This window comes from Algoriphagus aestuariicola, assembly GCF_017254835.1.
Classification (GTDB): Bacteria; Bacteroidota; Bacteroidia; order Cytophagales; family Cyclobacteriaceae; genus Algoriphagus; species Algoriphagus aestuariicola.
On record NZ_JAFKCW010000003.1, the window covers coordinates 619,894 to 638,428 of the forward strand.

19 protein-coding genes are annotated in these 18,535 nt (G+C 48.2%); 6 read left to right on the forward strand and 13 right to left on the reverse strand.

Annotated features, from left to right (window positions below):
* Window positions 1–14 precede the first annotated feature (14 nt).
* Entirely contained in the window at window positions 15–923 is a 909-nt protein-coding gene (locus tag J0A67_RS15365; protein WP_206570250.1) for an AEC family transporter, read from the forward strand.
* Here J0A67_RS15365 and J0A67_RS15370 read toward each other — a convergent pair whose 3' ends face one another.
* The 11 genes from J0A67_RS15370 to J0A67_RS15420 all read right to left on the reverse strand — a co-directional run bounded on the left by J0A67_RS15370 (window position 924) and on the right by J0A67_RS15420 (window position 10,860).
* On the reverse strand, window positions 924–1,727 hold the full coding sequence (locus J0A67_RS15370) for an inositol monophosphatase family protein (protein WP_206570251.1): 804 nt from the start codon (window positions 1,725–1,727) through the stop codon (window positions 924–926).
* 83 nt (window positions 1,728–1,810) lie between these two features.
* Window positions 1,811–2,557, reverse strand: a complete 747-nt coding sequence (gene rsmI / locus J0A67_RS15375) for a 16S rRNA (cytidine(1402)-2'-O)-methyltransferase (RefSeq protein WP_206570252.1) — start codon at window positions 2,555–2,557, stop codon at window positions 1,811–1,813.
* Window positions 2,554–2,787 carry a 4a-hydroxytetrahydrobiopterin dehydratase gene (locus J0A67_RS15380; protein ID WP_206570253.1) on the reverse strand — a complete coding sequence of 78 codons (234 nt, stop codon included), beginning with the start codon at window positions 2,785–2,787 and terminating at the stop codon, window positions 2,554–2,556. Before J0A67_RS15380 ends, rsmI begins: the two co-directional genes overlap by 4 nt.
* Before the next feature lie 12 nt (window positions 2,788–2,799).
* Window positions 2,800–3,066 (reverse strand): DUF493 family protein, encoded by a 267-nt coding sequence (locus J0A67_RS15385; RefSeq protein WP_206570254.1) that lies wholly within the window; start codon window positions 3,064–3,066, stop codon window positions 2,800–2,802.
* Window positions 3,067–3,156: 90 nt separating this feature from the next.
* Window positions 3,157–5,265, reverse strand: a complete 2,109-nt coding sequence (locus J0A67_RS15390) for a peptidylprolyl isomerase (protein WP_206570255.1) — start codon at window positions 5,263–5,265, stop codon at window positions 3,157–3,159.
* Window positions 5,266–5,350: 85 nt separating this feature from the next.
* A complete protein-coding gene (locus J0A67_RS15395) occupies window positions 5,351–6,634 on the reverse strand; it encodes a hemolysin family protein (RefSeq protein ID WP_206570256.1) in 1,284 nt (427 codons plus the stop codon).
* Between the two features lie 2 nt (window positions 6,635–6,636).
* Window positions 6,637–6,849 (reverse strand): hypothetical protein, encoded by a 213-nt coding sequence (locus J0A67_RS15400; protein WP_206570257.1) that lies wholly within the window; start codon window positions 6,847–6,849, stop codon window positions 6,637–6,639.
* Window positions 6,846–7,385: an LPS export ABC transporter periplasmic protein LptC gene (gene lptC, locus J0A67_RS15405; RefSeq protein WP_206570258.1), complete on the reverse strand. Its 540-nt coding sequence runs from the start codon at window positions 7,383–7,385 to the stop codon at window positions 6,846–6,848. Before lptC ends, J0A67_RS15400 begins: the two co-directional genes overlap by 4 nt.
* An 87-nt stretch (window positions 7,386–7,472) precedes the next feature.
* A complete protein-coding gene (locus J0A67_RS15410) occupies window positions 7,473–8,777 on the reverse strand; it encodes a tetratricopeptide repeat protein (RefSeq protein ID WP_206570259.1) in 1,305 nt (434 codons plus the stop codon).
* A gap of 93 nt (window positions 8,778–8,870) precedes the next feature.
* Window positions 8,871–10,154, reverse strand: a complete 1,284-nt coding sequence (bamG, locus tag J0A67_RS15415; protein WP_206570260.1) for a BamG family beta-barrel-assembly machinery protein — start codon at window positions 10,152–10,154, stop codon at window positions 8,871–8,873.
* Window positions 10,144–10,860 carry a type III pantothenate kinase gene (locus J0A67_RS15420; RefSeq protein ID WP_206570261.1) on the reverse strand — a complete coding sequence of 239 codons (717 nt, stop codon included), beginning with the start codon at window positions 10,858–10,860 and terminating at the stop codon, window positions 10,144–10,146. Before J0A67_RS15420 ends, bamG begins: the two co-directional genes overlap by 11 nt.
* Window positions 10,861–10,952: 92 nt before the next feature.
* Here J0A67_RS15420 and J0A67_RS15425 point away from each other — a divergent pair, with 92 nt between their 5' ends.
* From J0A67_RS15425 to J0A67_RS15440, 4 genes are all read left to right on the forward strand, one after another.
* Window positions 10,953–12,026 carry an anhydro-N-acetylmuramic acid kinase gene (locus J0A67_RS15425; protein WP_206570262.1) on the forward strand — a complete coding sequence of 358 codons (1,074 nt, stop codon included), beginning with the start codon at window positions 10,953–10,955 and terminating at the stop codon, window positions 12,024–12,026.
* A 72-nt stretch (window positions 12,027–12,098) separates the two neighbouring features.
* Complete coding sequence (locus tag J0A67_RS15430; RefSeq protein ID WP_206570263.1) at window positions 12,099–13,325, forward strand: Glu/Leu/Phe/Val dehydrogenase dimerization domain-containing protein; 1,227 nt, start codon at window positions 12,099–12,101, stop codon at window positions 13,323–13,325.
* A gap of 180 nt (window positions 13,326–13,505) precedes the next feature.
* On the forward strand, window positions 13,506–15,020 hold the full coding sequence (locus J0A67_RS15435) for a sodium:proton antiporter (RefSeq protein WP_206570264.1): 1,515 nt from the start codon (window positions 13,506–13,508) through the stop codon (window positions 15,018–15,020).
* Window positions 15,021–15,346: 326 nt separating this feature from the next.
* Complete coding sequence (locus tag J0A67_RS15440; RefSeq protein ID WP_206570265.1) at window positions 15,347–15,817, forward strand: hypothetical protein; 471 nt, start codon at window positions 15,347–15,349, stop codon at window positions 15,815–15,817.
* A gap of 54 nt (window positions 15,818–15,871) precedes the next feature.
* On the opposite strand, the gene J0A67_RS15445 is transcribed toward J0A67_RS15440, so the two are convergent.
* A complete protein-coding gene (locus J0A67_RS15445; RefSeq protein WP_206570266.1) occupies window positions 15,872–16,453 on the reverse strand; it encodes a DNA-3-methyladenine glycosylase I in 582 nt (193 codons plus the stop codon).
* Between the two features lie 76 nt (window positions 16,454–16,529).
* Here J0A67_RS15445 and alr point away from each other — a divergent pair, with 76 nt between their 5' ends.
* A complete protein-coding gene (gene alr / locus J0A67_RS15450; protein WP_206570267.1) occupies window positions 16,530–17,684 on the forward strand; it encodes an alanine racemase in 1,155 nt (384 codons plus the stop codon).
* Here the strand turns inward: alr and purU are convergent.
* Window positions 17,681–18,535 (reverse strand): formyltetrahydrofolate deformylase, encoded by an 855-nt coding sequence (gene purU, locus J0A67_RS15455; RefSeq protein ID WP_206570268.1) that lies wholly within the window; start codon window positions 18,533–18,535, stop codon window positions 17,681–17,683. The genes alr and purU overlap by 4 nt on opposite strands.

An 18,535-nucleotide genomic window follows, 5' to 3' on the forward strand; every position in this document is an offset into this window, starting at 1 on the left:
TAACATATTCGGGAATGACAGGAGCAATCATCGCCACGTGCTGTCTTTTTTTGGGCCTCATCTTTCAGAAAATTCCCGGCTTCCCCGTCGAAAAACTGAGCACCTGGGTACAAGCCTACCTGATCAAAATCGTCCTGCCAGCCTTGGCTCTTCTCTATATTCCCGAGATCAAGCCCACTTGGGGACTGCTGATCCCGATTTCCTCAGCCTGGTTGACCTTTCTCTTATCCTGGCTGATTTTCGGATTGCTCGGCAAAAAATTCAACTGGGGAAAAAACACCACCGGCTGCCTTATCATTGTCTCGGGATTGGCGAATACGTCTTTCCTTGGATTTCCCGTGATTGAGGGTCTCTATGGAAAAGAAGGCCTGCCCACGGCTTTGTTGATCGACCAGGGAGGGTCGTTTCTGATCGTCTCTTCACTTTCCATTTTGGTAGGCTCGCTTTACGGCAACCACAGTGAAAGCCTCAGCAAAGTGCCGATGAAGATCCTCAAATTCCCCCCATTTGGTTTTTTGGTAGGCTCGCTGATCATGAGCTTATTTCAGCTCAAAACTCCAGAATTTCTCATTCCCGTATTGCAGCTAGTCGGAAAGACCATGCCGCCCATGGCATTGCTAGCTATAGGATTGAAGTTTTCGGTCGACATGGACTCGCTGGCTTCGAGATTTTTTTGGTATGGACTGGCCTACCGTCTGATCCTCGCTCCAGCCTTGGTATGGATGATCTATCGAAACTGGCTCCCCACAGACTCACTGGATCTGAAAGTGACCGTGCTGGAAAGCGGCATGGCTCCGATGATTACCGGCTCCATCGTGGCGATGCAATTTGGACTCCAACCAAAGCTGGCTTCGCTGCTCTCCGGCTTGGGGATGCCGATCTCCGCGGGGAGCTTGGTAGTGTGGTACTACCTGCTGGGCTGATCAGCGCCAAAATTCGTCCAGCACCGCCAGAAATTCTCCATGAATTTGGCCGTTGCTTGCGACGATCCTCCTGCCAAAGACAAAGTCATTTCCCCCCTCAAAATCGGTAACGGTCCCTCCAGCTTCCCGCACGATGAGTGCACCGGCGGCCACATCATAAGAGTTTAGGTTGTATTCAAAAAAACCCTCAGTCCTCCCAGATGCGACATAGCACAGATCCACAGCCGCGGACCCCATCCTTCTCAGGCCGTGGGTTTTCTGCATCAGCGACTTCATCGAGTTAAGATAGCGGTCGATCAGCTCAAAGTTGTAATAGGGGAAGCCGGTAGAAATCAGGGAAGCCGACAGGTCGGGAGCCGCGCTTACGGTGATTTTGGTATCATTGCAAAACGCTCCGCCACCCTTCATCGCATAAAAGCATTCGTGGCGATTGACCTCATAAACTACGCCCAAAATAAGCTCTTCCCGCTCCATCAGAGCTATGCTGACTGCGAAAACGGGAATTCCATGAACAAAATTGGTAGTCCCGTCCAAGGGATCTATGACCCAGTTGTACACCTCGGCCTTCGTCGAATTGGTCCCTTCCTCGGTGATAAAGCCGGCTTCCGGAAAGACCTTGGAAAGGCGGTCTACGATTTGAATCTCGGCTTCCTTGTCCACATAGGAGACCAAATCGTTGAATCCTTTGTGTTCGATCTTTCGGACATCGAAATGCTGCCTCTCCTTACGGATAAACGCACCGACTTTTTTGGCGACCTGCTGAGTTTGCTCTAAGAGTGAATTGAGTTGTTCGTTGGAAAGCATGAATTAGGTAAGGGTTAATTGGCAATTATAGAAAAAGTATGGAATATATATTCGGAAATTAGAGCTAGTCTGGCGGATGGAACCTAGTCATCGGTGTTCCATTTTTCCCTTTTTGTTGCTTGCCTCTCCTCACGGGTCTCTCGCTTCTCTGGCTTGCCCGCCACCACCAAAACGATTTCGCCTTTCAGCGGATTGGTTTCGTAGTAGGCGATCAGCTCGGCTAGTGTGCCGCGCACGTTTTCCTCGTGCAACTTCGTCAACTCACGGGAGACACATGCTTGCCGGTCAGCGCCGAAACTTTCCGACAACTGCTCCAGGGTTTTGGTGAGTCTATGGGGTGATTCGTAGAAGATGATCGTGCGGCTCTCTTCCTCCAGTGCATCGATCCGGGTTTTCCGTCCCTTTTTATGCGGCAAAAAACCCTCAAACACAAAGCGATCATTAGGGAGGCCGCTGTTGACCAGCGCGGGAACAAATGCCGTGGGCCCTGGGAGACACTGCACCTCCAGACCTGCCGCTATCACCTCCCTCACAAGCAAAAAGCCGGGATCCGAGATAGCCGGAGTTCCCGCATCGCTGACCAAGGCAAAGACTTCGCCCTTTTTCATGCGCTCCACCAGCTTTTCTGCTGCTTTGTGCTCGTTGAAAATATGATAGCTCTGCAGAGGGCGGGTGATCTCCAGATGCTTGAGCAAGGTGCCGCTTGTGCGGGTATCTTCCGCAAGGATGACATCCACACTCTTCAGCACCTCGACGGACCGCAAGGTAATGTCTTTGAGATTGCCGATAGGGGTAGGAACCAAAAAAAGGCTGACTGGCTTTTGGATCATTTCAAAAGCTTGTCAATCGCTTTGGCTAGCCTATGGTCCTTGTCTGTGACCACATCACCGGCATCATGGGTGGAAAGCTCGATCTCCACGGTATTGTACACATTTGACCAGTTGGGATGGTGGTTTTGCTTCTCAGCCAAAAACGCCACCCGGGTCATAAATGCAAAGGCCTCCTGAAAATCGGAAAACTCAAAAGTCCTCTTCAGTCGATTATTTTCTTCTTTCCACATAGCTTCTTGGGGTTAAAATGAAATGACACCTTCGATCTGGGCTGCCTTCTCATAAATTTCGATAATCTGGTCTGCGCTGTCCATCATAGCCTGGATGGTAGTACTCACATATTTGCCTCCCGAACTGGGCTTGAGAACCATCTCATTCTTCGGGAAAAGAACTCCCACTTCATTCTCGCGTCCCATGGGTACAATGAACTTGAACATGTATAGCATTGGAAACTGCCCAACGGCCTCCAGCTTTTCTTTAAACGCAGCTTTGTCAAACTTCTTTTCCATTAGGTAAACTTACTCCTTTCTCTTCAGAGTTTAAACCAAAAAAACCCATGCCTTATGACATGGGTTCCTTTAAGTCGGTGGCTTTTCCGATTAATAATATTTATATCTGAAATCCTTCACATCAGCAAGATCCTGAAGCGCCATCATGATCGTGTAGGTCATTCGCTGGGCTCCAGCCATGGTCAACTGGGCTTGGTACGAGGTGTAGTCGCCAATCTCAGCAGCCGGAGTGAGGTTGTTCAATCTGCCTACGACCACTCCAATGTCTTCCTGCACAGGCTTGGTGATCTGCCCAGAGCTTTGCAGTCCAAAGATGGACCCGATCGCTTTCGGAGCAAAGCCAATTCCTGCGATCACTGAAGAATTCAACTTCAGGTCCGGAATTTCATTGATCGCAGCGTCAGTGAATACCGCTTTCATCTCTTCCAAAGTAGTCTTGCCAGCTAGCTTCTCAGCAATCATAGCCGCTTTTTTGTCATTTCGTACTTGCTGCTCCACTTGCTCTCTCACGTCTTCCAGCTTCGCTTCGCCTTCTTCTTTTTTGCTTACCAAACTTGCCACCACATAGGAATTGTCAAGCTCATACACTTCTGACACCTCTCCAGGTGAAGCCTCGCTAAACGCCCAAATGATCACTTGACGGGCATTCTGAAGATTGTTTAGATTTCTTGAAGTCGCATCGACATTGTTTGCCTGCAACACTCTGTAACCATTTTCTGTGGCGTTCTCAGTAAACTCGTTCCTGTTTCCGCTTTCTGCTGCGAAGGAATCCGCATTTCTGAATGCCTCATTTCTGGTAGCGTCAGAAGCGACCAACTCCAACTCCAAGGTCGCAAGCTTGGTGTAGGTAGACTTGGGAAGCTCAGTCACATCGATGATATGGTATCCGTACTCTGTCTCAACCAATCCAGGCAATAAGCCGGTGGATTTGGCAGCATAAACAGCATTGGCAAAAGGCTCGACAAAGTCTTCTTTGGCAAACCAGCCCAAGTCACCGCCATTCTGCGCGGTACCATCCTGTCCGTATTGTCTTGCTGCCAAAGCAAAGTTTCCATTGGCCTTGAGGTCTGAAAGAACAGTTTCGGCCTGAGCCTTCACTGCAGCCTTGCCTGTTTCGTCCATCCCTTCGGTGCTGAATAGGATGTGGGAAGCTCTCATCCTCGGTGTGCCTTCATACTGATCAGACACTTTATAAGTGACATAGGTAGAGTTTGCGGTCACGTAAGGGCCATAGGTCTGTCCTTCTACTATCTCACCTGCGTTGCTGGTAAGGCTAGTTGGCAATTGGTCGCCAGGTCGGTAGGTAACGAATGGATTTTGAAGATCGGAGTTTTGGCTTACCAAAACCGAGTCGTTGTCAGCGCTTCTCAACTCTTCAGTCAATCCGTTGATCCTTTCGATCACCGTTGAAGAATCCTGTCCACTTGGCAAAATGCTGAATGATACATATTCCAGATTCGCGGTGTTTCCCACTTTGAATTTTTCCTGGTTTTTGTTCAGGTAAGCAGTCAGCTCGCTCTCCTCAATCTTGACGTCGCCGTCAGGGATCACGTAGTAGGGAATGAAAAGAACTGATGCATCGGCGATGGTATTTGCCGCTTTGTGTTCCAGCTTCGCTTCAGCCGTAGTGGCATATTCGGATGTTGCGAGAAGGTTGTCGTATTTGATTCTCAGTCGAGACTGTGCAAACAACTTCTCCTGCTGCGCCCAAGCAGCCTGCTGCGCTGGGTCGGCAGTCTCCAAAGTTTGGAGGAAAGAAATCAACTGATTTTTATCAAACTGTCCGGTCTGGGGATTGACCAACTGAGCCCTTAGCTCAGGGACGATGTTTTTGCCCTGAACCATATCCACAAGCTCCGCATTGGATACGGTGAGTCCGAGCTTTTCGTATTCTTCGTCGAATACCTGCTCGACGATCATTGCCTGCCAAGCCTGCTCTCTCACGGAGACCATTTCAGATTCGGAGGGAACACGTCCAGTCCTCTGTTGAAACATGGATTTGAATTCCTCGACCTTGAGGGAATATTCTTCAAGCGTGATTTCCTCGCCTGCGATCTCACCAACAATGTTTTGGTTGGAATTGAGAAGGGAAGAATTTGGACTCAAAAGGTCCCCACCGAGAAGAAACAAAATCAACCCGCCGGCGATTACACCGATTGCGAGACCTGTCCGCTGTCTTATTTGCTTAATTAACGCCATTATTGTTACTACGCTTTTTTAGAAGTGTCGCAAAATAATAGCATTGGGGGCGAAATTCAAAATTTCCCCCAGAACAAAGTCTGTGTTAAAAATTCCCTGATTCGCTGATTTTCAGTCGGACAGTCTCAATTCGGTGCGCCTGTTTGCTCACTACGGTAAAGGTATATTTTCCAAAAGTGACGTTATCTCCTTTGCTTGGCAGATTCTCGGTCAGTGACAAGATCAATCCGGAGAGAGTTTCAAAATCTCCGTAGGGCAGATCCCATCCATATTTATCGTTGAGATAATCGATTTCATGTCGGGCGCTGAGCAGGTACTCGTCCCCATCCACCTTCTGCTCCATGAGATCGTCTTGGTCGTATTCGTCGTCGATCTCCCCGAAGATTTCCTCGATGATATCCTCCATCGAAACAATCCCACTCGTGCCCCCAAACTCATCCACTACCAAAGCGAGACTTTTTCTCTCTTGGATAAACTGGATCAAAAGCTCGTTGGCTAGAGCCGATTCCGGAGCGATGATGATGGGAGTCAAAATTTCCCCAATCGTTTTCGGCTTGCGAAAAAGCTCCAGCTGATGACAATAGCCAATCACCTCGTCAATGGTCTCCCGATACACGATGATCTTGGAATGGCCGCTTTCTTCAAAGACGCTTTTCAGATCCTCGATGGTATCATCAACCTCCACCGCCACGATATCCGTACGCGGAATCATGCATTCCCTGATCCGGACTGTCTTAAATTCTATCGCATTGTCAAAGATCTTCGAATCAATCTCCATCTTTTTGTTGCTTGAATTCGCCTGCCGGAAGTGCTCCTTGATGAAGGAATTGAGATCCGTGATGGTAAATGCTGGCTTCTCCTCATTGTATTCCAAACGGAGAACTTTGGTGATAAAAAGCCTCGAAAGCCCGACGATCAGCCACACCACCGGATACATCAAATAGTAGATCGCCGAAAATGGCAAGGCAAAAAATGTCAGCATACTGTTGGGATTCAGCATGAAAAAGCTCTTGGGAAGGAATTCTCCGGTGATCAGGACGATGATCGTAGACAGGACGGTCTGGCTCACCAATATCACCGCTTCATTGTTGATCGGCTCCGGCAGAAGATTCCTCAGGGGTTGGTCAAGCAAAAACGCCATAAAAGTGCCGTAGAGCACCAGCATGATCGTATTGCCGATCAGGGTAGTCCCGATGAACTGGCCAGGCTTCTGGACAAACTTGCTCAGAATGCTACCGCTCAAAAGCCCCTGTTTGTTTTGTAGCTCGATCTGCAGCTTGTTTGCGGATATGTAGGCGATCTCCATGCCCGAGAAAAAGGCGGAAAAAACCAGGGTAATGATGACATAAATCAAATAGCCAGTCTCCATGCTCAGTTTTTCTTTTTCTTTTTAGGGACTTTGAGAGCTTCCGCTTCCTCCTTTGCCTTTGCCTTGTTTCGCCTGAGTTGAAACCAAAACAACAAGCCTACAGCAAACATAAAGATCGGATAGGAAGCGCCTATTCCGGCCACAAGGCTTTGGTGAATCCCGATGATGACCATGGCCAAGGCCAAGGAAAGAATCAACACGTCTCCTAGTTTCATATTCCTTCGCCGGGTAGCTCCGTCTTCCCCTTTGCTGATTTCAGCCTATAGTTCGAAAAGCTGTCGTCAGACTCCAATCCGTTTCCGCTAAACACCGTTCCCTTATCTTGAATAGTCACAAACTTTTCGGTATAGATTTTCTTTTTCGCCTTGTCCCAAAAGATTTCCTCAGATTTTAGGCTTTGGTCTTTGATGAGGTTCTTGATCTGCACATCACCTTCGCCTCGGTAGAGGTTTTCATTTTTGATAAAATACCCCCGGTCTGCCACCAGAGTCGTCTCCAACTCACCATTCTTCGTGTAGAACTTGATATCGATACCCTCTGGAAACTCCTGGTCGCCGTTTAGGAACTCCAGCTGCTTCGCAGCACGAATCTCTGTACGGACGATAGCCGAATCACTGTGAATCAGAAAGATATTGGTCGCCGAATTGACAGGGCCATCATAGACTCTGAGCGCATCCGGATCCACACTTTCCCGGCAGGAAAAGGAAAAAGAACCCAAAACGATCAATAGAAGCAAGAATCGATTCTTCATTGGGGCCAAAGATAAGTGAATAGTCTCAAATCAATCCAACGAAAAAAGGCAGCCTTGTGGACTGCCTTTTTACAATTCGGGGGAAAATCAATCTCTTGTCGCCAAAGTCACAGTCTCTCCGATCCAGCAACCGGTGCTCATGGACGCTCCAGCTTGAAGACCTTCTGTGAAAAGCTCCTCCTTAGATGGGAATCTCGCTCTCGCTTCTCCCATACCTTTGGAATCACCGGCTTTCTGGTATGCGCCGTAGGCGGCAATGTAGACGGAATGGTCTTTCGCCCGGCTCTCACCACCTTTACACTCGTTGAACGAAGACATATACAAATCTCCAATCAAGCTGTAAGCAGAGGCGGTCAATTCCGGATTTAGACCAGCTGCCTCCTTAGCGGAATTCCTTGCTTGGCTTTTTCTTCCGGCTTTAGTATGAACCTTAGCCAGTTCCATGTGGATTTCGCCTTTTTGCTTATCATTTTCCGCAAGGGTCAAAGCCTTCTCCAGTACCGGCTGCGCCTTCTCAAAATCTCCGCCAGACATGTATCTCATTGCCCTTACCTGAGAGGTCGCAAAAGTGGGGTTATTGGAATCAATCAGTTCCAAAGCAGCCAAGAAGGAATTGGAAGAGTAGCACTTGTACTGTACAGAATACTTGAAGATTTGATTGGCAACGTCAATATTGGTCGGATCTGCAGCCAGTTTTGGCCCCATGGTATTTTCGATGAAGTCGCAATCAATCAGTTCCATGTTGACCAAAATCTGCTCCAATGTACTTCTAGGGCTTGAAACGTCCTTGCCCTCTGCCTCTGCTTTGTTCAAAAGGCCGTTTGCCATCTCATATTTTGCCAAAACCTGTTCTCCGGTATAGGCTTGATTATAGGCGTTGTTACGATATATTAGGTCGAAATATGCACCGACCAACGTGGGAAGGCTAACATTGCCATTCAGCTCGAAAGCTTTCTCAAAATCCTCAATTACGCCAGGGATCTTGTCTTTGTCGGATTTGAAAAACAGATATCCGAAATAGGCTTTATTTTCGATCCACTTCGCCTCGTTGTTATACAGTGATCCTCTTTTTTCATAAATAGACATCACGCTGTCCTGATAGACCGCTTTCTTGGCCTCATCGGCCGTCTTGTCTGCGGCTCCTTTGTACACGGTGACTCCATTGATGTAAATGGACTCATTCAGCTCAGGTGTGTTTACCAATAGCCAATTGAGCGGCTTGGTGGCTTCCACAAACTGTTCAGACTTCATGTAGTCCACATAGGCGGCATTGAGCTCTCTAGCTTTTGCTTCTTGGGCAGCGTCCGCAGGCCAATTCCAGCCATCCTGCGCCTGAACCAAGCCGGCCAGAAGCATCGCCCCCAATCCCAGAAGTGTTGATTTGATTTTCATATTCAGTAAGGTTTTATTTCAGTTTATTTGGTTTGATCCAGTTTTGCCATTGCAAGATTTGGGCCTCGATGGGCTCGCAATTCTTAAATTTTGTTATTCAAATACTCTTTTGTAGAACCAGCTGTTGTCATTCAGAGAGAAGCCAAGCGTAAAATTAATATAGTTTTCTCTGATAAGACCATTGTCCAAGGTTCCTCTTCTACCAGCTTTAAAAGCCATATTGACCAGAGACAACTGATTCACAGGAATGGATGCACCCAGTGTAAAACCGATATCATCGATATTGGTTTGGTTCAGGTAATAAGGGGTTTGCATCCATTCTATCCCAAATCGATAGGTCCCTCTCAGGAGCAAATTGTCAAAGTTGAGATAGTCTGGTACTATCTGGAATCCCAAGGCCACCTTTTTGGTTTCTTGCAGATCCAGCTCTTCGCCAAAGAAATTTTGGTACTTGGCAAAGTCCTGTAACTGCCCCTCAAGGGCAATGGCAAATTTATTCATTTTCTCATATGTCACGCCGAATCCATATCGATTGGGTATATAAATACTCCCCTTAACGTCATCGGCGATCAGGTCTCCGTCTGTTTCCGGATCGCTAGCTTGACCAATCGCTGCTAGTTTTGCAAATCCAGTTCCACTAACATTCCCTAATTTCTGATAGATGGCTCCGAAATGCAGATTTCCCTTTTCAGAAAGCTTTAACTGGTAGTGCCCACCAACTTTGAATCCCACATCGGACACGGTCAGGCGCTCATAGTATTCCGAGGCGCTTCCCACGGTCATGCCGTCCTCATCCGTCACAATCAACTGATTGGATCGGATGGTGGAGCCGAAGAGATAGGAGCCGTGAAATCCTATGCTTAGATTTTTCGCCAGTAGATATCCGAAGTTGATATAAGCCTCCGAAATCCCTCCGTCTCCGCGTAGAAAATTGTTGGCCTTAAAATCCGAGTTGGCTACTTCGCTTTCTACCCTAAGGCGATAATTGACGCTGGTGATCTGCCCCAGCCCCATTCCGGAGGTAAATTTGCCTGCCTTAATCGGGAAGGAAAGAGCGATGTAGGAGAGACCACCCCCATCTACTTTGGACGTTTCGGTCCCATTGTCCACGTTGATGGTCTTGTAGTTCAGTGCAGCCTGAAAATTGAATATAGTGTTCCTGGTAGTAATGGCAGGGTTCACGTTGTTGGCCTGCCAGCCGGTGCCATAGCTAATGCCCATTCCACCCATACCTTGGTTTTGGGTAAGACCGGAATAGTTGAACTCTCCGATGCCCAAGGCACTGTAAGTGGATGAGCTGGTCTGTGCTCCGACCTCCGTAAATAATAAAAGGGTGCACAGCACACCCATCGATTTCAACCAGTTTTTACTCGACATTGTGGTTTAGAATACAATTCAGTCCATGAAGGACCAAATTTGGGACTACAAATATGTGGTCTTTTGCCAATGATTCAAAAGATTGAGAATCACCTCCGCAGATATAGGCCTTTATTTCAGGAATTTTAAGACGATAGGATTCTATTTGGCCGGCCAATTCAAATTCCACCCCATACCAGATTCCCGCCTGCATGCAGCTGACTGTGGAATCCCCCGTGAGGCTATCCGGTTTTGTTTTCAGTTCTACCAAAGGGAGTCTTGCGGTAAAAGAATTCATGGCACTCGCGCGCATCTTGAGGCCCGGACTGATTGCCCCGCCTCGATAGACAGACGCTTCATCCACAAACTCGAAAGTAATACAACTTCCCATATCTACGGCAAGCACGGGATTTCTATCCGCCATATGCCAAGCTCCCACCGCGGCAGCGATTCTATCCAGCCCAAGAGTCTTGGGAGTAGCATAGCCGTTACCGATTGGCAGTGGAGTATCTGAGTCTAGAAAACGAAATGGAAAACGAATCTTCTGGGCCAATTCCATCGGGCTGAACCTAACCGAACTGACCAAGCAATCAGTGAAACGCAGGGAGTTCCATACAGCAAGCGCCGCATCCAGCTCCTCAAAGCTGTGCTCAGCAATCAGCTCGCTGCCTTCAAAAAGCGCTGACTTGATTCTCGTATTCCCGATGTCTACGACCAGATTCCCCATTTAGGTCGGCAAATTAGACATTATTAAAAAATGGACTTTTAAGCCACTAAAATTATCTTTGAGACTAGTGCCCACTTAACAATCTTTAACCCATGAGCCCCGAGAAATACAGTTTGATCGGATTGATGTCCGGAACTTCAGGCGACGGACTTGATGTCGCCTATGTCCATTTTGATCATCAATCAGATTGGGCTTTTGAGATCGTCCAAGCCAAAACTTTCGCTTTTCCTAGTGAACTGGGATCGATGCTATTGCGCGCCCACACGCTTTCTGGGTTGGAACTGTCACAGCTAGATGTGGATTTTGGGAAATGGATGGGAGCGAAAGTCCGGGATTTTTGCAGGGAATTCCAGATCAAGCCGTTGGCCATTGCTTCCCACGGACATACTGTCTTTCACCAACCCTCCAAAGGGCTCAGTTTGCAGATCGGTAACGGCTGGGCGCTACACCAGGCTTGCGGCCAAAAGGTCATCAACGACTTCCGCATGCTGGATGTACAGCTGGGAGGACAGGGCGCTCCCCTAGTACCGATAGGTGACCGGCTGCTTTTTCCACAAGTGGATTTTTGCCTCAACTTGGGCGGAATTGCCAATATCTCTATGGAGCAAGATGGCCGGCGCATCGCCTTTGACACCTGTCCCTTCAACCTCCTCCTCAACGCAGAGGCAATGCACCTTGGCAAGCCCTTCGACTCGGGAGGAGAGATTGCCCGTTCGGGGGAAGTCAACCTCACGCTCTTTGAAGCGTTGAACCAGCTGCCCTTTTATCAAGTCAGCTCCGCAAAGTCGCTAGGAAGGGAGGAGATGGAAGGTGATTTTATACCCCTTATCAATCAGTATAATCTGGCTCCAAAAGACATTCTGAGAACTTTGGTAGAGCATTATGCCTACCAGATTGCCTCAGTGATCAGAAACTCCACCAATAATGAAGCACCGTCCGTGCTCATCACTGGAGGAGGAGCGTACAACGGTTTCTTTGTCGAGCGCTTGGAACACTATCTCGGCAAAAAGTGGCAGATGTTCGATGCCAATCCCGAGCTCATCGAATTCAAAGAGGCTATCATTTTCGCCTTTTTGGGCGTATTGCGTCTTCGCGGCGAGACGAATTGCCTTGCCTCGGTCACCGGTGCCTCCAGAGACAGCTGTGGTGGGACGATCTATGGCTAGCCGACCATCTTACGTCCCTTGCTTCCTGATCCGTAATTTTTCTATTTTTGGGCCCATATAAACCCAAAAAAAATGCTGGATCTGCTTAAGAAATTTGAGAACAAAAAGCCCGAAATCGTCTTTGAATGGAGTGATTCGGAAACCGAAGCTGAAGGCTGGGTGGTGATCAATTCCCTGAGGGGAGGTGCCGCTGGAGGTGGCACGCGGATGCGCAAAGGATTGGACAAGAGAGAAGTAGAGTCGCTAGCCAAAACCATGGAGGTCAAATTCACGGTCTCCGGCCCCAGCATCGGAGGAGCAAAATCCGGAATCAACTTTGACCCAGCCGACCCCAGAAAATCCGGGGTACTGGAGCGCTGGTACAAAGCGGTCATGCCTCTTTTGAAGAATTACTATGGTACAGGTGGAGACCTCAATGTCGACGAAATCCACGAGGTCATACCGATCACGGAAGCCTACGGGCTTTGGCATCCACAGGAAGGCATCGTAAACGGGCATTTTCATGCCAACGAACCACAAAAAATCAGAAAGATCGGCCAGCTGAGACAAGGCGTATCCAAAGTTCTGGAGGACCCTAAGTTTACTCCCAATGGCCCAAAAAAATATACCGTTGCGGACATGATCACCGGCTACGGAGTCGCGCAAGCTGTTTGCCATTTCTATTCTATTTGGGGTGGAGAGATCCAAAACAAACGCGCGATCATCCAAGGCTGGGGCAATGTTGGGGCAGCTGCGGCTTGTTTTCTGGCGGTAGCCGGCGTGAAGGTCGTGGGTATCATAGATCGGGACGGAGGATTGATCAAGGAAGATGGTTTTGGACTCGACGAGATCCGGGAGCTTTTTCTCAAAAGAGACGGCAATAGACTGGTAGCTGAGGGGCTTTTGTCCTTTGATGAGATCAATGCTAGGATATGGGATGTGCGCCATGAGATTTTCATACCCGCTGCTGCGTCGCGGCTGGTCACCCAAGACCAGGTATCCCGAATGGTGGAAGCAGGACTGGAAGTCATCTCCTGCGGAGCCAACGTGCCTTTTGCGGATCCGGAAATATTCTTTGGACCGACAGGAGTTTGGGCCGATGAGAAAGTCGCATTAATCCCGGATTTCATCGCCAACTGTGGGATGGCCCGCGTATTTGCCTATCTGATGAGCGAGGACGCAGAAGTCACTGACCAGGCCATTTTCGCGGATGTATCTCAGACCATCAAGACAGCCATGGAAAAAACATTTTCCGAAAATCCCAGCAAAACGAAACTGGCTGAAATCTCCTTTAAAATAGCTTTGACACAACTCGTGTAAAACCGCACTTGCGGATTGAAGCGCTGAATTAATTTTTGGTGAAATCCTGTTCCGGCCCGTTTATTAGTTGGACAGTTTGCATCAAAATCAGTAGTTTAGCGACAGGCGAACTCCAAAGAACCCCGATTAATATTTGCTTAAAATTCCGAGAAGCAGGCCCAATTCTACCAAATCGACCAAATGAAGAAATATCTTATAAGTTTATCCATACTTTTCGGAATATTATTTCTTGGCCTTTTTAACCTGTCGGATTCCTATGCCTTTTCCGTAGAAAATACTGCGGAATTTGTAGCCCAAGCTGACACCTCCCACGAGCAATTGGACGGAGGATCCGACCATGCTGGGGCGGAAGTTCACCATTCGGCTCCCACTTGGCTGGTCATTCCCTTTGTCACTTTGCTTCTGATGATAGCCACAGGTCCGCTCTTTTACGAGCACTTCTGGCATCACAACTATCCCAAAGTCGCTATTGGCTTTTCCGTAGTGGTAGTTCTGTACTATTTGTTCGTCTTGGACAATGTACACGCGCCAGTCCACGCCCTCGCGGAGTATATACAATTTATTGCACTGCTCGCGTCGCTATTTGTGGCGTCAGGCGGTATCCTCATCGAGATAGACAAGAAAGCTACCCCGCTTGCCAATGTCTCCCTGCTCCTCATCGGCGCCGTGGTTTCCAACCTGATCGGGACTACCGGGGCATCCATGCTGCTGATTCGTCCATTTATCCGTCTAAACAAAGGCAATATACAGCCTTACCACATCGTGTTTTTCATCCTGATGGTCAGCAACGTGGGCGGCTCGCTGACTCCGATCGGAGACCCTCCGTTGTTCTTGGGATTTCTGAAAGGAGTGCCTTTTTTCTGGACGATTGAGCACAACTGGCCCGCATGGGCGATGGCTCTAGCCCTTTTGGCTGTTGGATTCTATTTTGTTGACCGAAAGCTGGGTAAGGCGAACGAGGACGAGTACACGGAAGAAATCACCTATTCCAACAAGTTTACCATGGTGGGTGCCAAAAATTTTGGCTGGCTTCTAGTGATCATCTGTGCGGTATTTCTGGATCCGAATGTGATCGACGGCGTTCCGGCCATTGTCTATGACGGCCAAAAATTTTCCTATCTGAGAGAAATCATCATGCTTTCAGTCGCCTTCTTTTCCTACAAGTTTGCAGACCAGCGCGCCATCAAGGGGAACGAGTTTAACTTCGAACCTATCCGCGAGGTGGCCTTTATATTCGTGGGGATCTTCGGCACCATGATGCCGGCTTTGGAGCTGGTTGGAAACTTCGCGAAATCACCCGAAGGCGCGGAAATGATTACTGTCAATACCCTTTATTGGGGTACCGGGACCCTGTCGGCGGTACTAGACAACGCCCCTACTTATCTTAATTTCCTAGCTGCGGCTATGGCCTCCGAAGGAGCAAATATTGGCAGTATTGCCGAGGTGAGGGAGTTTGCCGACAATTCAATGAACAATTCGGATACGACGTTCCAGCTGCTGGCGATCTCGATTGCCTCGGTATTCTTTGGAGCAATGACCTACATCGGAAATGGACCAAACTTCATGGTGAAATCCATTGCCGAGCAAAGCGGTATTAAGATGCCTTCTTTCTTTGGCTACATCATCCGGTTTACGGTGCCAATCCTGCTTCCGATTCTGTTTTTGGTTTGGCTGGCATTCTTTGCCTTTGTTTAAGCCTTTTCCGGATTGGATCAAGAAAAGGCTACAAGGCCATCGTTTCCTTGAACCACAAACTTACGCTTGCCAGGGTAAATATTGATTGGGCGAGAAGGTGATTTTTTCTAATAGCGCTCTTGCCCTTCTACAGCTTGCCGATCTTAAAATCAGTTTTAAGTAGTTAGCGTAGTTCAATCCAAAAAAAAAACTATTAAATTAGATTTTGTTGAAATTGACCTACTTAACTCAGGAATATGTTCAGGAAATCGATTTATCATTTGTTCCTCTTCTCGATTCTAATATCGTGCTCTGAAGAGGATACCCTCCCGAAGGGAAGCCAACTCATGTTAAATCCCAATCTTTCCCTGTACCCTGACTCGGTAGATCCCTGGACACCTTCAAATTCGAAAGGGATTCTACACGGGGCGAGCCGAGAAATATTCATGAGCGGAAACCGGTCTCTATTTATTGAAAACCAAGACAGTACCGTTGTTACCCAATCCAACTGGTCACAAACCTATACCGGGCCGATGCCTGCGCCGGGATCTACGGTAGAACTAGCCGCATTTGTAAAGGGAGAAAACATTCGGGATCTGACTGCCGGCGGAAGAATTTTTATTGCCTTTAAAGTACTTCCAATCAATCGGTCCGCTTATGCTGTATTTGATTTTCAGGGGGATGTTGACTGGGTTCTTTTGAAAGCTACCTTGGAAAATTTTCCAGAAGAGGCAGAAAGCATCCAAGTTACCCTAAACGTGCCGACGCTGACCTTGGGCAAGGTTTATTTTGACGAAATCAACCTGACAGCAAAATGAATTTATCCCGCTCAGATATTGCGATTACCTTATCTCTCCGATAAGTCCAATCCATTAATTTCTAAGCTCCTCATAGCGAAAACATCCAACCAAATGGTCGTTGACCAATCCTGTGGCCTGCATGTGCGCATAGACTGTGGTGGATCCCAAAAATTTGAACCCACGCTTTTTGAGGTCCTTGGCCAAACGATCTGACTCTGGCGTTGTCGCCATTGCTTCCTTGGTGGAGACTAGGTAATTTTGGATTGGCTTACCCCCGACAAATCCCCAGATGTAATTGGAAAAGGAACCGAACTCCTGCTGCACTTCCATGAATCGCCGGGCATTGTTGATCGCTGCTCGGATCTTTTGGGCATTCCTGATGATCCCTGGATCCTGTAGCAATTCTTGGACATAGCTTTCCGGAAACTCGGCAACCGCCTTATAGTCAAAGTCCGCAAATGCCCTGCGATAGCCCTCTCTTTTCTTCAAGATTGTCGCCCAGCTCAGCCCTGCTTGGGCACTCTCCAAGACCAAAAATTCGAAGTGGGTGTTATCGTCATAGACTGGCACACCCCATTCGGTATCGTGGTAGGCTACGTATTCCGGAAACCCCAGACACCAGGGACAGCGAGATTTTTCTTCAGTATTATTCATTGCATTAAAAATAGGCAAGAACTGGGAAAAGATTCCGGCTGTCTTTAAATTTTGGGTTTTGACATTTCTCCATTCAATGCTCCACACTTCTCGCCTGGAAATCAGCACCGCCGCCTACCAAAAAAACATCACCTTCATTCGAAGCCTGATTGGCCCGAAGCCAACGATTTCTGCGGTCGTGAAAGGCAATGCCTACGGCCACGGAATAGCGCAGCTGGTTTCCATTGCTGAAAAAACAGGAATCCGCCATTTTAGTACCTTCAGCTCAGACGAGGCTCGTGAAGTATTTGCGAGCGCTAGGGATACTTCCGAAATCATGATCATGGGTATGCTTCACCTCGCAGAGCTCGCCGATTTGATCAAGAAGGGCATCCAGTTCTATGCATTTGACCTGCAGCGCCTAGAAGCTGCGTCTAACATTTCCAAGGAACTCGGAATCAAGGCTCAGGTTCATATCGAGGTGGAAACCGGCTTTAACCGAACCGGGTTTGAATGGGAGGAAAGAAAGACAGTATTGGAAATGCTCCGACAAAATGTTCCGTTTCTCGAATTGAAGGGACTTTGTACCCATTTTGCCGGAGCCGAAAGTGCGCAAAACCACTCTCGAATTCAGGAACAAATTAGGCGCTTCGAGGATTTCTCTGAGTATTTCAGGCGAAATGGAATTGCTTTCGAAAGGCGCCATGCAGCCTGCTCGGCCGCAACGCTTCTTTTTCCCGAAACGCGCCTTGATTTGGTCAGAATCGGTATTGCCGGGTACGGATTTTGGCCAACTCGGGAGACCTTTGAAATGGTTAAAGCCGAGCTTTCTGTCGAAAATCCCAATCCACTAAGACGGCTTCTGACTTGGAAAACCGAGGTGATGAGTTTTAAAAAAATCAAATCAGGTTCTTTCGTGGGGTACGGAAAAGGCTTCAAAGCGTCCAAAGACATGAGTCTGGCAATCATCCCCGTGGGATATGCCCATGGCTATGGGCGCAATCTGAGCAATATTGGGAAAGTACTGATTTCAGGGGAATTCTGTCCAGTAATCGGCATGGTGAATATGAATGCCATTGCAGTCGATATCAGCAAGCTATCCGGGATAACGCTCGGAGAGGAAGTGGTATTGATCGGAAACCAAGGCGATAACGAGATTACCGTGGCCTCTTTCGCGGAGACCTCAGACCTGATCAACTACGAGATGCTTACTCGACTACCATCCCAGATTCCCAGAATCATAGTGGACTAGTAAAAGATAATGGTCTTATTTCTGAATGCTAATACCTTCCGGTCAAGGTGGTATTTGATCGCCTTGGACAAGGTCACTTTTTCCACGTCTTGGCCGATCTGCACCAGTTCGGCTATGGTATTGTGATGGCGTACGCGCGCCACTTCTTGCTCAATGATCGGCCCGGCGTCCAGCTCCTCCGTGACATAGTGTGCCGTTGCTCCGATGATCTTTACCCCGCGCTCAAATGCCGCATGATAGGGTCTTGCACCTACAAACGCCGGCAAAAACGAGTGGTGGATGTTGATGATGCGATTGGGAAAATGACGGATAAAGTCCCCCGATAGAATCTGCATGTACCGGGCAAGGACAACGAAGTCCACCCGGTGTTCTTCCAAGAGCTGTAGCTGAAGAGCTTCGGCTGACTCTTTGTTGGAAGAGCTCACCGGAATAATAAAAAAAGGGATGCCAAAGGCCTCCACAATTGGTTTCAAATCGGAATGATTGGAGACCACAACCGGAATATCCACCTCCAGCTGTCCTGCATGATGCCTGCCCAGAATGTCAAACAGACAATGGGAAAGCTTGCTGACAAAGATTGCCATCCTTGGCCGAGGAAAATCAAAATGAAGTTTGATCTCCATTTTGAATCTCTTCCCTACTTCCTCTTCAAAGCGGGGAAGAATCTCATCTTTTCCAAGGAAAAAAGAATCAAGCTCCCAAGCCGCCCGCATGAAAAACATGCCCATTTCTACATCAACGTGCTGATCAACCTCGAGGATGTTGCCATTATAGGAATAAAGAAAGCGGGAGACTTCCGCGACGATTCCTTTTTGGTCGGAACACTGGACAATCAAAATGGCCTTTTTCAT

What these genes read in the sequence shown, in the direction of transcription:
- J0A67_RS15365 (WP_206570250.1), top strand. Translation starts at nt 15, where the DNA reads ATGACAGGAGCAATCATCGCCACGTGCTGTCTTTTTTTGGGCCTCATC.
- J0A67_RS15370 (WP_206570251.1), bottom strand. Translation starts at nt 1,727, where the DNA reads ATGCTTTCCAACGAACAACTCAATTCACTCTTAGAGCAAACTCAGCAG.
- rsmI (WP_206570252.1), bottom strand. Translation starts at nt 2,557, where the DNA reads ATGATCCAAAAGCCAGTCAGCCTTTTTTTGGTTCCTACCCCTATCGGC.
- J0A67_RS15380 (WP_206570253.1), bottom strand. Translation starts at nt 2,787, where the DNA reads ATGTGGAAAGAAGAAAATAATCGACTGAAGAGGACTTTTGAGTTTTCC.
- J0A67_RS15385 (WP_206570254.1), bottom strand. Translation starts at nt 3,066, where the DNA reads ATGGAAAAGAAGTTTGACAAAGCTGCGTTTAAAGAAAAGCTGGAGGCC.
- J0A67_RS15390 (WP_206570255.1), bottom strand. Translation starts at nt 5,265, where the DNA reads ATGGCGTTAATTAAGCAAATAAGACAGCGGACAGGTCTCGCAATCGGT.
- J0A67_RS15395 (WP_206570256.1), bottom strand. Translation starts at nt 6,634, where the DNA reads ATGGAGACTGGCTATTTGATTTATGTCATCATTACCCTGGTTTTTTCC.
- J0A67_RS15400 (WP_206570257.1), bottom strand. Translation starts at nt 6,849, where the DNA reads ATGAAACTAGGAGACGTGTTGATTCTTTCCTTGGCCTTGGCCATGGTC.
- lptC (WP_206570258.1), bottom strand. Translation starts at nt 7,385, where the DNA reads ATGAAGAATCGATTCTTGCTTCTATTGATCGTTTTGGGTTCTTTTTCC.
- J0A67_RS15410 (WP_206570259.1), bottom strand. Translation starts at nt 8,777, where the DNA reads ATGAAAATCAAATCAACACTTCTGGGATTGGGGGCGATGCTTCTGGCC.
- bamG (WP_206570260.1), bottom strand. Translation starts at nt 10,154, where the DNA reads ATGTCGAGTAAAAACTGGTTGAAATCGATGGGTGTGCTGTGCACCCTT.
- J0A67_RS15420 (WP_206570261.1), bottom strand. Translation starts at nt 10,860, where the DNA reads ATGGGGAATCTGGTCGTAGACATCGGGAATACGAGAATCAAGTCAGCG.
- J0A67_RS15425 (WP_206570262.1), top strand. Translation starts at nt 10,953, where the DNA reads ATGAGCCCCGAGAAATACAGTTTGATCGGATTGATGTCCGGAACTTCA.
- J0A67_RS15430 (WP_206570263.1), top strand. Translation starts at nt 12,099, where the DNA reads ATGCTGGATCTGCTTAAGAAATTTGAGAACAAAAAGCCCGAAATCGTC.
- J0A67_RS15435 (WP_206570264.1), top strand. Translation starts at nt 13,506, where the DNA reads ATGAAGAAATATCTTATAAGTTTATCCATACTTTTCGGAATATTATTT.
- J0A67_RS15440 (WP_206570265.1), top strand. Translation starts at nt 15,347, where the DNA reads ATGTTAAATCCCAATCTTTCCCTGTACCCTGACTCGGTAGATCCCTGG.
- J0A67_RS15445 (WP_206570266.1), bottom strand. Translation starts at nt 16,453, where the DNA reads ATGAATAATACTGAAGAAAAATCTCGCTGTCCCTGGTGTCTGGGGTTT.
- alr (WP_206570267.1), top strand. Translation starts at nt 16,530, where the DNA reads ATGCTCCACACTTCTCGCCTGGAAATCAGCACCGCCGCCTACCAAAAA.
- purU (WP_206570268.1), bottom strand. Translation starts at nt 18,535, where the DNA reads ATGAAAAAGGCCATTTTGATTGTCCAGTGTTCCGACCAAAAAGGAATC.